The sequence below is a fragment of the Acinetobacter brisouii genome (genome assembly GCF_008993995.1).
GTDB classification, from domain to species: Bacteria; Pseudomonadota; Gammaproteobacteria; order Pseudomonadales; family Moraxellaceae; genus Acinetobacter; species Acinetobacter brisouii_A.
The window spans coordinates 1-15,086 of sequence record NZ_BKNN01000019.1 but is presented as its reverse complement, the minus strand read 5'-3'; the positions used below and the strand labels follow the sequence as shown (position 1 = coordinate 15,086).

General features: G+C 40.1%; 17 protein-coding genes. 12 read left to right on the top strand and 5 right to left on the bottom strand.

Annotated elements, in window-relative coordinates:
* Positions 1-48 precede the first annotated feature (48 nt).
* Positions 49-402 (top strand): hypothetical protein, encoded by a 354-nt coding sequence (locus tag GBN19_RS06885; protein ID WP_151777620.1) that lies wholly within the window; start codon positions 49-51, stop codon positions 400-402.
* Positions 403-456: 54 nt separating this feature from the next.
* Here the strand turns inward: GBN19_RS06885 and GBN19_RS06880 are convergent, their stop codons facing one another.
* A complete protein-coding gene (locus GBN19_RS06880) occupies positions 457-1,116 on the bottom strand; it encodes an OmpA family protein (protein WP_151709769.1) in 660 nt (219 codons plus the stop codon).
* 240 nt (positions 1,117-1,356) lie between these two features.
* Here GBN19_RS06880 and GBN19_RS06875 point away from each other — a divergent pair, with 240 nt between their 5' ends.
* The 6 genes from GBN19_RS06875 (at position 1,357) to GBN19_RS06850 (ending at position 5,730) form a co-directional block, all read left to right on the top strand.
* Positions 1,357-2,274 carry an acyltransferase gene (locus GBN19_RS06875; RefSeq protein WP_151709770.1) on the top strand — a complete coding sequence of 306 codons (918 nt, stop codon included), beginning with the start codon at positions 1,357-1,359 and terminating at the stop codon, positions 2,272-2,274.
* A gap of 18 nt (positions 2,275-2,292) precedes the next feature.
* Positions 2,293-3,339, top strand: coding sequence for a preprotein translocase subunit SecA (locus tag GBN19_RS06870; RefSeq protein ID WP_151777619.1), 1,047 nt, complete (start codon positions 2,293-2,295; stop codon positions 3,337-3,339).
* 141 nt (positions 3,340-3,480) lie between these two features.
* Positions 3,481-4,194, top strand: coding sequence for a septum site-determining protein MinC (gene minC / locus GBN19_RS06865; protein WP_151777618.1), 714 nt, complete (start codon positions 3,481-3,483; stop codon positions 4,192-4,194).
* Between the two features lie 72 nt (positions 4,195-4,266).
* Complete coding sequence (gene minD / locus GBN19_RS06860; protein ID WP_151709773.1) at positions 4,267-5,079, top strand: septum site-determining protein MinD; 813 nt, start codon at positions 4,267-4,269, stop codon at positions 5,077-5,079.
* Positions 5,080-5,081: 2 nt separating this feature from the next.
* Complete coding sequence (minE, locus tag GBN19_RS06855) at positions 5,082-5,354, top strand: cell division topological specificity factor MinE (RefSeq protein ID WP_151709774.1); 273 nt, start codon at positions 5,082-5,084, stop codon at positions 5,352-5,354.
* Positions 5,355-5,442: 88 nt separating this feature from the next.
* Positions 5,443-5,730 carry a PA4642 family protein gene (locus tag GBN19_RS06850; RefSeq protein WP_151709775.1) on the top strand — a complete coding sequence of 96 codons (288 nt, stop codon included), beginning with the start codon at positions 5,443-5,445 and terminating at the stop codon, positions 5,728-5,730.
* A gap of 34 nt (positions 5,731-5,764) precedes the next feature.
* Here the strand turns inward: GBN19_RS06850 and GBN19_RS06845 are convergent, their stop codons facing one another.
* Entirely contained in the window at positions 5,765-5,995 is a 231-nt protein-coding gene (locus GBN19_RS06845; protein WP_228271229.1) for a hypothetical protein, read from the bottom strand.
* Positions 5,996-6,178: 183 nt separating this feature from the next.
* On the opposite strand from GBN19_RS06845, the gene GBN19_RS06840 reads away from it, so the two are divergent.
* Both GBN19_RS06840 and ppk2 read left to right on the top strand, forming a co-directional pair.
* On the top strand, positions 6,179-7,618 hold the full coding sequence (locus tag GBN19_RS06840; protein ID WP_151777617.1) for an aminotransferase-like domain-containing protein: 1,440 nt from the start codon (positions 6,179-6,181) through the stop codon (positions 7,616-7,618).
* Positions 7,619-7,687: 69 nt separating this feature from the next.
* Positions 7,688-8,626, top strand: a complete 939-nt coding sequence (gene ppk2 / locus GBN19_RS06835) for a polyphosphate kinase 2 (RefSeq protein ID WP_151777616.1) — start codon at positions 7,688-7,690, stop codon at positions 8,624-8,626.
* Between the two features lie 44 nt (positions 8,627-8,670).
* On the opposite strand, the gene GBN19_RS06830 is transcribed toward ppk2, so the two are convergent.
* Positions 8,671-11,550 (bottom strand): DNA translocase FtsK, encoded by a 2,880-nt coding sequence (locus tag GBN19_RS06830; RefSeq protein ID WP_151777615.1) that lies wholly within the window; start codon positions 11,548-11,550, stop codon positions 8,671-8,673.
* A gap of 248 nt (positions 11,551-11,798) precedes the next feature.
* On the opposite strand from GBN19_RS06830, the gene trxB reads away from it, so the two are divergent.
* The 3 genes from trxB to GBN19_RS06815 all read left to right on the top strand — a co-directional run bounded on the left by trxB (position 11,799) and on the right by GBN19_RS06815 (position 14,410).
* A complete protein-coding gene (gene trxB / locus GBN19_RS06825; protein ID WP_151709780.1) occupies positions 11,799-12,749 on the top strand; it encodes a thioredoxin-disulfide reductase in 951 nt (316 codons plus the stop codon).
* An 86-nt stretch (positions 12,750-12,835) separates the two neighbouring features.
* Positions 12,836-13,573, top strand: coding sequence for a leucyl/phenylalanyl-tRNA--protein transferase (aat, locus tag GBN19_RS06820; protein ID WP_151709781.1), 738 nt, complete (start codon positions 12,836-12,838; stop codon positions 13,571-13,573).
* 24 nt (positions 13,574-13,597) lie between these two features.
* The gene (locus GBN19_RS06815) at positions 13,598-14,410 is read left to right on the top strand and encodes an arginyltransferase (protein WP_151709782.1); all 813 of its coding nucleotides are present in this window, start codon (positions 13,598-13,600) and stop codon (positions 14,408-14,410) included.
* Here GBN19_RS06815 and rimI read toward each other — a convergent pair.
* Complete coding sequence (gene rimI / locus GBN19_RS06810; protein ID WP_151777614.1) at positions 14,403-14,864, bottom strand: ribosomal protein S18-alanine N-acetyltransferase; 462 nt, start codon at positions 14,862-14,864, stop codon at positions 14,403-14,405. The two genes, GBN19_RS06815 and rimI, sit on opposite strands and share 8 nt — an antisense overlap.
* A 96-nt stretch (positions 14,865-14,960) precedes the next feature.
* Positions 14,961-15,086 (bottom strand): EF-Tu C-terminal domain-related protein (locus tag GBN19_RS06805; RefSeq protein ID WP_075192013.1); only part of this gene is annotated, 126 nt, incomplete at its 5' end.

Here is a 15,086-nt window from a genome sequence, read left to right as displayed (position 1 = left end):
AATTTAAAAATACTGAAATATCAATTAAATCAAAAACTAGGAGACATCATGAATCTCGATTTTTCACACAAACCCAATTATTTTCTATTCGCACAATTGCTCGTTCGCTTTATTGAAACCCAGTCAAAGCAGCAAAATATGTCTCAACTCAATATTTCTTTTGAACAACTAGAGCAAATTTTTCAAGGGGATAGCGCTGCAACAACGATTAATTTAGAAGGCATTTTAAATATTGCAGATGAATATCAAGTCGAAACCTTAACTGGTGATCAGAAGTTGATTAACAACTATCAAATTAACTCTGAACAATCTCAGCTACAACTTGAGTTAAACTCTGCAGCTGTTGATGCACTTATTCAAGGCAAAGCTTTGATAAGCCCAGATGCGACACTCCATCAATAATGTGTAGCCAATAAAAAACCACCTAACGGTGGTTTTTTTATTGGAAGCAATGACTTATTTTGCTTCGTAAATACTGATTTCAACACGACGGTTTTGCTGTTTACCAGCTTCTGTCGAGTTCGATGCAATTGGGTTTGCAGAACCTTGACCTTCAGCATTGACACGGCTTGACGGCACACCTTTTTGAATCAAATAACGCGCTACACTGTTCGCACGATTTTGAGACAATGGGATGTTAATTGAATCATTCCCTGTGCTATCGGTATAACCTGTCACCAAAATTGCACTCTTATTATCTTCTGTCAAAGTTTGTGCAACTTTATTCAGCGTTGTATAAAAACTTGGTGAAATCGTCGCAGAGTTGGTCGCAAAGGTAATATTACCTGGCATTACCAAACCTACTGAACCATCTGAGTTACGGTTAACTTCGACACCTGTTCCTGCCATTTGTTGACGAAGTTTCTGCTCTTTCTTATCAAGATACAAACCACCTGCCGCACCAACAATGGCACCAATTGCAGCTGCACGATTATTTTGTGCACTTGAGTTTGCGTTAGAGCGAGATAGACCATAACCTGCTAGTGCACCCAAACCTGCACCAATTGCTGCTTTGTCATAATCACGGATACCGCCAGTACCTGTACCAGTGTTCATACTTTGACAGCCTGATAATGCCAAAGCCCCAATCACTGATGAAATAACCAATGCACGCATTGCATGACTCCTTGTTGTGTTTATTTACTATGTAAAAAATTATGAAATAATGATGTTTGGTAAAACATTAATTTTTTGTTAAAAATCGTGGGGTTTTTAACACTTTGATTGCAATTCACCTAGCTTTGTGTATGTCATAACGTGTTTTTCTACATAGATCATACAATTTTCAAGATTTATTTTGACTCTCTTTAGACCCATAGTTATCTTTATTACGCTAGATTTCGGCTAGGAATTTTTATGACCTCTCATCGAGTCAAACAAAGTTTATTTAAAAAAATTACACGTGGAATGACTGTTGGTTCTGTCATTACAGGCAGCACTTTTTTACATGGTCCACCTGTATTGGCACTCGGCTTAACCAAATTCTTCAAACAATCCCGTAAAGTTGATGAGACGAATATCCAAATTACCAATCGCTGGTTAGCTGTCAACAACTGGTTGATTGATCATGTGCTTCCTAATACCGAGTGGAATATTCAGATTGAAGATGACTTAAAGCTTGATTTACAAGGTCATTATCTCATGATTTGTAATCATCAAAGCTGGGTGGACACGACTGTTAATCAATATTTTGGCTTAACACGTATGCCTTTAACCCGTTTTTTTACGAAATGGGAACTGATCTTTATTCCTTTTGTTGGGCAGGCGTTCAAAATCTTGGGATTCCCCATGATGAAGCGACATAGCCGCTCACAGATCGCTAAAAATCCTGAACTGAAACATCATGATATGTTAGAAGCTCGCAAGTCATGTGAACAACTGCTCAGCCAGCCTTTTACCCTACTCAATTATGTCGAAGGTACGCGTTTTACTCCTGAGAAACACGCACAACAGAAGTCACCTTATCAGCATTTACTCAAACCCAAAGCAGGTGGTTTGGCCCTTGCAATCAATATCTTGGGCAAAAAAGTCGATGCTTTAGTCGATATGACGATTGTTTACCCTGATGGTGTTCCTGGCTATGGAGAGTTTTGGCTTGGAGAAGTACCACGAATTACGGTGCATCTGCGCAAGATTGAAATTCCTGAATGGGTACTGGCAGGAAATTATGAAGATGACCGAGAATATCGCTCTAAGTTTCATCAATGGCTTACGCAAATTTGGCAAGAAAAAGATCAGCTAATTAGCGAACTTAAAGCCAAAGCTTCACTGTAAAAGATAAGAGCATTGGCTATGCAAAAAAATTCAAAACGAGCACCTAAATTTCAAGCAATTGACCATAACTCATTGCAATGGAAAATTTATTTAGGCTATGACATTTTTATGATGTTCATTATTGTTTTTAATCTATTTTGCTTGAGTGCCAATGCCATCTTGATGAGTAACTTTGCCATTTGGCTGAGTGATCATTTGCAGTTCATGAACCTGCTGCATTTTTATAAAGACCATCTCCACCCTTGGGTTGATAAAACCGAGGGGTGGTTTATTTGCTTTTTAATACTGGAATTAGCACTTCGCTGGTCGATTGCGATTTTACAAAAACACCATCAACGCTGGTTTTTTTTCCCATTCATTCATTGGTATGAAGTTTTAGCAATTATTCCTGCTTTACGTTTTCTCCGTTTATTTCGCGCAGGGATTATTGCCTATCGCCTACATGAATTAGGTTATGAAATCATTCCCGAATCATGGCGAAAAACTGCAAAATTTTATTATCAAGTCGTCATGGAAGAACTCTCAGATCGAGTTGTCATTACTGTAATTGATGGTATTCGCTATGAACTTGATACTAGCTCCACACATAAAAAGATCATTCATGATCTGGTCGATCATCATCGTCAACTCTTTGCTGACACTTTAGTAGAACTGCTACAAGAAAATCTGGCGAACGAATTACAGAAGCAACAACAACAATTAGCACAACAGGTTGGTACTGTCGTAGAACAGGCGATCATCAACACACCTGAGCTGCATCAGCTTTTACGTTTATTTCCAATTATTGGTAGCCGCCTTGAAGATCAAATCCAAAGTATTGGTAAACGCTTGGGAGAGAATATTACTCAGGGCTTAATTGAACCGTGGGCAACACCCGCTTCAGCACAAACGTATGCACAAATTGCCAAAAAGATCAGTCAAGTCGATTTAAACAATGCCAAACTTGAGCAACTGGTTGAATCTTCGGTATATGAAAGCCTTGCTGCGATTCGTAAACAAGTTAAAATCAAACAATGGCAGAATATTTTGATTGCCGCTGACCAAAATAAACAGCCTGACGCATAGAACCGATTTTCATCGATAAATATTCATGCTTTTTTGTGTCTAATGCTAGAGAATTACAACAAATTGATCTAGGATTTGAGCTATTTACAACAATACTTTGACTTATTACTTATTTGGTCAAAAGCCCTCTAAGGAAATATCATGGCTGATATACGCATTACCGGCAGAATGGTTAATTTTACCCGATTAACCTTCGATACAAATGATCACGATGCTATTCGCCAACAACTTAGCCAAATGCTTGAAGATACAGGTTCTCATGGTACAACTGTTATTCTAGATAGCACCGTTGAGCAAGAACTGATTGAATTAATCCAACTGCTGATTAGCTTAGATTTACAGCCCATGGCTGTGATTGATGGCTTACTTGCGAATGAAGCGCGCAGTATCCAATTTCCTGTTCTGCCCGCTGATCGCCCGTTACAAAGAATCAAGCCAACCCATGAACAAGTGATTGAACAAAACGACGATAAAGATCAAAATAGCGACAACAGTAAACAAAAATCAAACGCTGTAAATCACGTGACTTCATATCATAATGAAATGTTGCGTACAGGTCAGTGCTTAATCCAAGAACATGGTGATGTGATTCTCAATGCCAGCATGAATAGTGGCTCTGAAGTCATTGCTTCAGGCAATATTTATGTGTTTGGCACAACACAGGGACGCATGATTGCTGGAGCAAGTGGTGATACAACAGCACGTATTTTTTGTCAGTGCTTAAATGCCGAATTGGTATCGATTGCAGGGACTTATTGTGTCGCGGATGATATTCCCGCTGACGTTGCAAAAAAAGCAGTACACATTTATTTAAATGATCGCCAAGAACTTGTGTTCGAGGCTTTAGAAATCTAAGGTATGATTGACCTTATTTTATTATTGAAGATTTTATCTTAATTGCAAATGACCATAACAGGAGTGGATTCGGTGGCCAAAATTGTTGTCGTAACATCAGGCAAAGGCGGTGTAGGTAAAACTACCACAAGCGCATCATTTGCAACAGGCTTAGCCTTACGTGGTCACAAAACTGTGGTTATCGACTTTGATGTCGGTTTACGTAACTTAGACCTTATCATGGGTTGCGAACGCCGTGTTGTTTATGACTTTGTTAATGTCATCAATCATGAAGCTCGTCTACAACAAGCCTTAATTCGCGATAAAGACATTGAAAACTTATATATTTTACCTGCATCACAAACCCGCGATAAAGACGCTTTAAGTGATGATGGTGTTGAGCGCGTGATGAATGAACTCGCGCAAGAGTTTGATTATATTATTTGTGATTCTCCTGCTGGAATTGAGCGTGGTGCAATCTTAGCGATGTACCATGCAGATGAAGCCATTATTGTTACCAACCCTGAAATTTCTTCAGTCCGTGACTCTGATCGTATCATTGGAATGCTAGACAGCAAAACCAAAAAAGTTGAGCATAAAGAAGGGCGTATTCGTAAACACTTGTGTATTACACGCTTCAACCCAGAACGTGCTGATCGCCAAGAAATGCTGACGATTGATGACATTTCCAAAGATATTTTACGTATTCCAACTTTGGGCGTAATTCCTGAATGCCCAAGTGTGTTACAGGCGTCCAACGAAGGTAAACCTGTCATTTTGTATACAGAATCCCATGCTGGACAAGCTTATGATGATCTTGTTGCCCGCTTCCTTGGTGAAGACCGTCCTTATCGCCATATTACGGTGAAACCTAAAGGCTGGTTGGCACGTTTGTTTGGAGCATAATCATGGCAGGATTTTGGAGCAAACTATTTGGCAATGAAGATAAATTGCCAAGTGCTCAAATGGCAAAAGATCGACTCAAAGTCATTGTTGCATCTGAACAAGGTTTGGGACGTCGTCTAAGTCAAGATAAAATTGATCAGATGAAAAAAGAAATTATGGAAGTTGTCAGCCGCTATGTTCGCGGTGTGGATGAACAGCATATTCAAATGCAAGTACGTTCAGAAGCCAATATTGAAATGCTTGAGATGAATATCAATTTACCTGAAGATCGTTAATTTCAATTCTGATTAGCTAAATACAACAATTCAGGGCAAAATAATCCTCATTATTTTGCCTTTTATTTTGAATCTCGAGGAGTGAGCTATGGCATTTTCACAGCCAGCAACTTTCAATGAAGAATGGTCAGATGAGCGTGTATTTGCCTACTTGAATCATTTACCTCCAGAAGGTACAAGTGCTGATTTTCATGTACTGTACAATGCATATAAACACATGCGTCCTCACGATTTTGAGCGCTTATTGACTCAGTTTGTTGCAGATGGTCGCGATATCAATGCAACCAACCCTCAAGGTCAACGCATCCACGAGGTAATTGCTCAGTTCCCTCGTCATTCTGCTGAATTTCTTGCTGTACTGGCAAAATTTGCCTAACCAAGATCCATAAAAATAGCCTGCATGATGCAGGCTATTTTACAGATTTCGGCAGAATCATCAGCGTTCTTGCCACCCCATCTTGGATCATATTTAAAAATGTCCCCTGTGGTTGCTCAATACACTGAAAGACTCGAGGTTCAGTTTGAGTTATCTTATAGCTCTGCTGCAAACGATAAAATAAACGCACACCTTGTTCTTTCTGCTGCGTTGTCACAAGATAATATGTTCCTACAGCCTGACTATCTAAATACCCTTCAGCCATTTTTTGGCATACTGCAACATTGCGCAATTTAGATTGTGTACATCCCACTATACTCAAACAGACTAAAACCAATATTAATCTTTTCATTACCTTGATCCCCATAATTAGCAAATTATTCATGCATCATAGGAAGATTCTGTTAAGGTATACAGATACAATTTTTTATAAAAAAGCAGTACAGATATGCATTTTCGTTACCAGGAAATCGCCAGCCAAATTCGGCATAAAATTCTGACTGGTGAACTCAGTCCACATTGCAAGTTGCCTTCATTACGAAGTTTTGCAAAGCAACAACAGATTAGCTTAAGCACTGCTCAAGCCTGTTATGAGTTGCTTGAAGCACAAGGACATGTATATGTAAAAGCAAAATCTGGCTTTTTTGTACAAGCGCCTCTCATCTCTCTTAAAACCACACATACAGACTATATTGACTTTCCATCGATTAGCCGCGAGATCTCAAGCCTTGACCTACACAATCAAATTCAAGATGCTTCCAGTCAAGCGCAAATGATCCATCTTGGAGCGATTCAACTCGGTAGCCCTCTCATTCCAATTGAAGCATTACGTCGCTCTATTCAACGCAGTTTAAAACATAGCCGCCCTGAAGATTTTCTATATTGTGATCGACAGGGACATCCTCGTTTACGGCAGGCACTTGTTGATCACTGGTCTGAAGATGCTATTCATATTGCCTACGATGATATTTTTATTACCAATGGTTGTATGGCGGCATTAATGCTCATTATTCAATCGTTGACTCAGATAGGCGATAGCATTATTTTACCCACGCCTACGTTTAATGGACAGTTGCAGCTTTTAGCGAATCTTAATCGCAAAGTCATCGAAATTCCTGCACATCATCAAGGAATTGATTTAGAACGCTTGGAGCAGGTTTTAAAGACAGGTCAAGCCAAAGCCTGCCTACTCACTGCAAATTATCAAAATCCTCTTGGCTATTGTCTAACCCATCAAGAAAAGGCACAGATTGCAGCATTGGCTGAAAAATATCAGTGTTTTATGATTGAAGATGATATTTATGGCGAATGTGGATATGAATTACAACGCCCCTTACCGATTAAACACTGGGATCAGGCAGGCTATGTGATTTGGGTCGGGTCGGTTTCTAAAAGCCTTTCAAGCGCCTATCGGGTGGGCTGGTTATGTTTACCCAAAGTACTACAACATCTCAGATCCCAACTTTTAGCACATAATATTATTGTCAATACACCTCTACAATTAGGTTTGGCAGATTTTATTTTTAGTGGTGGATATCGTCGCCATTTAAACCAGTTACACCCTAAGTTATGGTCACAAGTTCAGGACTATGTTCAGTGCATTACAGAAATTTTTGCCAAATTATCTGTAGAGTTACAGATACCACAAGGAGGATATGCGCTTTGGTTAAAGCTCCCTCAAAATTTAAGTGGCTTTGAGCTTTATCAATTTGCCTTAAGTCAAAGTATTAGTATCGTGCCAGGCAATATTTTTGGTGAGGATAATAAATATCATCACTATATTCGCATCAATGCAGGTCATCCACTCACAGTCCAAGTAAGAACGGCTTTGCAACAGTTGGCCACTTGGATCAATCAGCAAACAGGCTTGGCTTTATCGGTATGTTGATTTGCAACAACCAAAAACAATGCGCTAAACTCATGCTTTTATTACAACAAACAACAATAGAGTCTAACTATGAGCTCAGCCCATCAACTCCAACCCAATGAAGATGTGTCTACAACAGATCAAGACTTAATTCAGAATTTACCTATATTTTCCAAAGCTGTGCTTGAGTATCAAGGTACCGTATCTGCTGAAGACTCTAATTCTGCTGAGTTACCTGAAAGTTACCCTTATCGCACCCGTTTATCACGTAAAGCTTATGAGGCAGAAAAGAAGCTGTTACAAATTGAGCTATTAAAAGTTCAGTCTTGGGTGAAAGATACAGGACAACGTATTGTTTGTTTATTTGAAGGACGTGATGCTGCGGGTAAAGGCGGCACTATTAAACGCTTTATGGAACACCTCAACCCACGTGGCGCACGCGTGGTTGCCCTAGAAAAACCAACCATTACCGAAGCAGGACAATGGTACTTTCAGCGTTATATCGAACATCTGCCAACAAAAGGTGAAATGGTATTTTTTGACCGCTCTTGGTACAACCGTGCAGGTGTAGAGCGTGTTATGGGCTTTTGTGAGCCGCAAGATTATTTACAATTCATGCGCCAAACACCCGAATTAGAACGCATGCTGGTCAACAGTGGCATTCATCTATTCAAATTTTGGTTTTCGGTGAGTCGTGAAGAACAATTACGTCGTTTTATTTCTCGTCGTGATGATCCACTGAAACACTGGAAATTGTCACCGATTGATATTCAATCTCTCGATCGTTGGGATGATTATACCGATGCGAAAAATCACATGTTTTTCCATACACATACGGGTGACGCACCTTGGACGATTATTAAATCAGATGACAAAAAACGCGCACGCCTGAACTGTATTCGCTATTTCTTATCTAAATTGGACTATCCCAATAAGAACCAAAAGCTTACACAGAGAGTCGATGAGCAAATTGTTTTAATTCCAAATCCGCAGTTTAAAGAACATCTTTTGACGGTGTCAGAGGACTAATTGAAAAAAAACCTAGCGATTTCGCTAGGTTTTTTCATATTCACTTAAACCAAAATATCACGTTTTCCATTTGGTCCCATTGCACTGACAATTCCATTTTCTTCCATGGTATCAATCAAGCGAGCCGCACGGTTATAACCTAGACTAAACTTACGTTGCAAAGAGGACGTCGATGCCTTACGTGTTTCCAAGACAAATGCAACTGCTTGATCATACAGTACATCACGATCTGGGCTAGCATCTCCCTCTTCAAAACCACGATTGGTTGGTTCTTCATCGTAAGGGGTCAGAATTTCATCAACATAATTTGGAGAACCGCGTTCACGCCAAGCATCACAAATACGGTTCACTTCATCATCACTAATGAAAGCCCCATGCACACGCTCAGGTTCAATCTTACCTGGTCCAAGAAATAGCATGTCACCATGTCCCAATAGATCTTCTGCCCCACCAGCATCCAAGATGGTACGAGAGTCAATTTTTGAGTTCACACGTAACGCCACACGGGTTGGAATGTTGGCTTTAATCAAACCTGTAATCACATCGACCGATGGACGCTGTGTCGCAAGCAATAAGTGAATCCCTGCTGCACGTGATTTTTGTGCCAGACGAGTAATCATTTCTTCAGCTTTTTTACCAACTTGCATGATCATGTCTGCAAACTCATCTGCCACAATCACAATCATTGGCAAAGGTTGCAAACGCGGTGCGCGTTCTTGGGTTGCAGAGTCAGTTGGTTTCCATGTTGGATCAATCAGGTCTTCTCCACGTTCTAATGCCTCTTCAACCTTACGGTTGTAATCGGTAATTTTACGAATTTTCAGGAAAGACATCAGCTTATAGCGGCGTTCCATTTCATTGACACACCAGTTCAATGCGCTGACTGCATCTTTCATGTCGGTCACCACAGGCGTCAACAAATGGGGAATATCGTTATAGTTGGCAAGTTCAAGTTGTTTTGGATCAATCAAAATCAAGCGCAGTTGTTCAGGCTTATATTTGAGCAACATCGACAAAATCATCGAGTTCACTGCAACAGATTTACCCGAACCTGTCGTTCCTGCAACCAACATATGCGGTGCTTTAGCGAGATCGGTTAGAACAGGATTCCCCGAAATATCTTTACCCATCGCCATGCTAATTAAGCCATTTGGATCACGATAAGTTGGGGTGTCTAACAATTCAATTAAACGCACCATTTCGCGGGCACTATTCGGCACTTCAATGCCGATATATGGCTTACCAGGAATGACTTCCACAACACGTACCGATGCCATCGACATAGAACGCGCCAAATCACGGGAAATATTGGTCACTTTAGAAGCTTTGACTCCAGGTGCCAAGTCAAGCTCAAAACGCGTCACCACAGGGCCCGGTTGTGCCTCAATCACCTTCGCTTTGACATTAAATTCTTGTAATTTAATTTCCAATAGCTCAGATAACCGTGCTAGTTGCTCAGCGGTAAAGTTAATTTTCTTATTGGGATCTACCCGATCAAGCAAGTCTTCACTCGGAAGTGGAGAAAGATGTTTACGCTTTTCTGCAACCTGCATAGCGCGTGACATTGGTCGACCCGCTGTATCGGTCAGTGGTGCATCAAAATCAAATTCATCTTCGGGTTGAGGCTTTCCCGCTGTTTCCTGCCAAGCTTCAATAAATTCTTCTTTTGATAAATTGGGTTGTGTTTCTAATGTTGTTTTGATCTGTGCTTTTACAAATGCAGAAGACTGCGCATAACTTTCTGCACGACGTGGTTGGGGTATCGGTTCAGGTGTGTTGGCATCCATTGCCAATAATTTTTCAATATCCGCAATTTCATCATGTTCTAGTAAATGCTTTACCGTGCTATCTACAGAGGCAGCTTCTCCTGTTTTTTGCAACAAATCATCAAAGGTTTGGTCATTGTTCCAGTCTATTTTTGATGATGATTCTGTAGATTGGACAACGTGTTGAAAATGCTGTTTTGATGTTTTCGCTGTCTGTTCTTCCTCAGCAGCTTGCAATAATGCATCAATCTCTTGCTGTTGCTGTTCATTTTTGTCTAGCTCTAAAGCACGCCAAACCTCACCTGTGGGTACAACTCGATCTTTGGGCTGAGTCAGGTCATGTGCTTTTGCTAAGGTTTTTTCAAAATCTTGTTCAGACAATACAGGTATTTCAGATTTGGACTGATCTTGTATTGCTAACGCGTCCAATAAACGCTCAGCAGCAGGATCAACCGTTAAATTTTGTGCTGTTAGAACTGGCTTCTCTTCAACATCACTCGCTGGTGCTTGGGCAATAATTTTCTTGGTCACTGTCGCTTGTGCAGGCGACTTGGTGGTCAAATCATAATCCGCTTCACTCTCAGGGACATTACGATAAAACAAATCTTCAAGATACTTCGGTGTTGCTTTTAGAGTTGCCCATGTTCGATTCCAACGTACACCAAATGCAAAGGTAAATAAAACACCCCATAGAATCATCAAAAATGCACTTGCACCATATACAGTCATTAACTGCGATAAACTTTCACCTAACTCGTAGCCAATAATGCCTCCAGAGGAGTTATCTAAAGCATCGCTTGGAACTTGCCAAAATAAGAACAATAGGCTTGCAGTAGTCAACAGCATAAAGAACTGTGCAGCATAACGGAAAGGTCGATTCAGAAAACTATGTGGCCACCAAACTTGTATTGCTTCTAAAAATAAGAAAATCGGCAGCAATAAACTTGCCCAACCCAAGAAACCAAAAAGTAAATCTGCAATCCACGCCCCTGCAACGCCGCTCGCATTAGACACCTGTTGGGTATCGCTTGAAATATGCATCCAGCCTGGATCAAATGGCGTATAAGTGACTGTTGCCAAGAACAGGTAAATCCCAAATGATACCAAAAATAAGGTAATAATTAAGCGCTGTGCATAAACACTCGACACCGCAGTCATATACTGTCCTGTATCTGAAAAACTATAGCCAGTTGAAAATCAGCAAGAAACTGTTTTTCAATTCATAAATATTTATATTATGCACTTGTTTAGCAAAAAAAGGTGCAACAGAATGCTGCATGTTTGTAGCATTCTATATAGCTCAAATCGATTTAGATGATCAATATTATCGACATTGATCGAACACACAATTACCCTGCTTTCACGTATAATTTTTTCAGTTTTTTAATTATAAAAGGAAATCTGCAATGACAGCTCGCCATTCGCGATTAATTATTTTAGGTTCTGGACCTGCTGGTTATAGTGCAGCAGTTTATGCCGCTCGTGCAAACTTAAAACCAACCTTGATTGCAGGCTTACAGCTAGGTGGGCAACTGACAACGACAACAGAAGTTGATAACTGGCCGGGTGACCCTGAAGGCTTAACAGGCCCTGTACTAATGGAACGCATGCAAGCACATGCAGAGCGTTTTGGTACAGAACTTGTGTATGACCATATCAATGAAGTGGACTTAAATGTACGTCCATTTGTTTTGAAAGGCGATATGGAAGAATACACTTGTGATGCTCTGATTTTAGCAACAGGTGCTACTGCACAATACTTAGGTCTTGAATCTGAACAAAAATTTATGGGTCAAGGCGTTAGTGCTTGTGCAACTTGTGATGGTTTTTTCTATAAAAACCAACACGTGATGGTGGTTGGTGGTGGTAACACTGCGGTTGAAGAAGCACTTTATCTATCTAACATTGCTGCGCATGTCACTTTGGTTCACCGCCGTGATAGCCTTCGCTCAGAGAAAATTTTGCAAGATCATCTTTTTGAAAAAGAAAAAGAAGGCAAAATTTCAATTGTGTGGAATCACCAAGTCGATGAAGTTTTAGGTGATAAAACAGGGGTAACAGGTGTCCGCCTAAAATCAACCCAAGACGATTCAACTCAACAAATTGATATCCAAGGTTTGTTTATTGCGATTGGTCACAAGCCGAATACCACCATGTTTGAAGGCCAATTGCAACTCCGTAATGGCTATATTCAAGTGCAAAGTGGTACAGCGGGCAATGCAACTGCAACATCTGTTGAAGGCGTATTTGCTGCGGGTGACGTTGCAGATAGCGTTTATCGTCAAGCGATTACTTCTGCTGGTTCAGGCTGTATGGCTGCACTTGATGCTGAGAAATATCTCGATAATTTGGCTTAATACCAAGATATCTAAAAAAGCCGTAGCCATACGGCTTTTTTTATGTCAGCGTTTCAACTAAATTCTAGTAATTTATTGACACAACAATGCCTCAACTTCCAGATTCTGAGTATATTTTTCCAAATCCGATTCAGCATGATCCAGATGGTCATGGTTTGATCTGCATTGGTGGCGATCTTAAACCTGCCACTTTATTTGAAGCCTACAGTCATGGACTATTTCCATGGTTTAATGAAGGTGAGCCTATTTGTTGGTGGAGTCCAGAACCGCGCTGCATCATTCGCCCACAAGACTATCATCCAAGTAAATCCTTACTTCGTACCATGAAAAAGCATGATTATAAAATCACGATTAATCATGCTTTTGAACAAGTGATTCGACGCTGCTCCCTACCCCGTCAATATGCCAATGACACTTGGATTAGTGAAGATATTATTCAAAGCTACTGCCAAATGTTTACACTCGGTTATGGTTACAGCATAGAAGTGTGGGCAGATCAGGAAAAATTAGTGGGTGGTCTTTATGGCTTACACATTGGGCATGGCTGTTTTGGTGAATCGATGTTTAGCCAAGCGACTGATGTCTCCAAAATGGCATTTTTTACTTTGATGCTCATTGGTCGTGAACAAAATTTACCGTGGATTGACTGCCAGTTGGTCAATGATCATCTGATGAGCTTAGGTGCGAGTACCATTTCACGAGAAGATTATCTAAAATCGTTACAAGATGTTATAAAACGACCTAGTATTGATTGGAAAAGCTATCAAGACAGTGTATTTTCATCTAAAGAGGTTGCGTTAAATCAACAATTATTAAAGAAATAAGCATGTTCAGGAGTGACGCTTGATATGAATTCATACCATCCGAAGTCACCTTTAAACGAACTACAATATTATATTACCCCTCCACATGACTGTAGTTATCTGGATCATAAATCAGCACGCATGGTATTTTTAGATCCCGCCCAGCGTATCGATGTTGTCACACTTTCTGAGTTATCCCGTTCGGGCTTTCGACGCAGTGGTGATTTTGTCTATCGTCCTGAATGTCATTTATGCCGACAATGCTTATCCTGCCGTATTCCAGTCAATCACTTTGAAATGAGTAGTGCTCAAAAAAAGGCATGGAAACGCAATCAAGACCTCCATTTACGGATTATTCGTACAGAGAATGCGACATCAATTCATTATGATTTGTATGAGCGTTATATCAATCTCAGACATCATGATGGAGACATGTTTCCACCTAGTATTGATCAATTTGATAAATTTTTAATGCATAGCTGCACTGATAGCTTCTTTTTAGAACTCTGGAAAGACCAAAAACTACTCAGCGTTTCTACTTGCGATATGCTTGATGATGGTTTATCGGCAGTATATACATTTTTTGAACCTGATGAGCATCGTCGATCTCTTGGTGTCTTTGCTATTCTCAAACAAATTGAATATGCCAAAGCACTTGGGCTAGATTACGTTTATTTGGGCTACTGGGTTCCCCATTCAAAAAAAATGAATTACAAATCCCAGTATATTCCTTTTGAAGTTCTGATTGATGGGCAATGGCGACGTTTAAATCGTGCATTAAGCGAGCAAGAAATTGATCACCTTGGAACATCCCTCATGACAACATTATCATCAGAATGGAACAACATGATTAAGTAGAAAATAATGCTGCAAAATCATCACTACAGCTCTTCACCATGATGATGGCATGTTCTCGTCCACCCTCAGCAACAGGATAATAATTTTTACGAATATCAATCTGATGAAACCCTGATTTTTCATATAACTTAATCGCAGCGATATTACTTTCACGAACTTCTAGAAAAATCTGAACTGGATGATTTTTTAACAAATCCATCGACTGTTCTAATAGCTGAAAGCCCAAACCTTTTCCCTGCATTTTCGGGTCAATCGCCATCAACAATAAATTAGCTTCATCAAGCACAGGTTGTAAAATACAGAAACCAACAACCTGTCCAGACTTTTCAATCACTGTACATTGATAATTTTCTTGTGCTTCTCGAAATTGTTTCTCTGTCCAAGGATGGCTTTGTACAGCCGCTTCAATCTGATAAACACGCGCAATATCAGCAGACTGCATTAAACGTATCATATTAAGAAAACTCATCTATTTTTTGAAATTATACGTGACTCATAAACATCAGGCATAAAAAAACGCTCCAAAGGAGCGTTTTTTACTTTTCAGCGATTATGCAGTTACTTTCGCAACAACACCAGCACCTACAGTACGACCACCTTCACGGATCGCAAAACGTAGACCTGGGTCCATTGCGATTGGGTGGATCAATTCTACTGACATTTCTACGTTGTCACC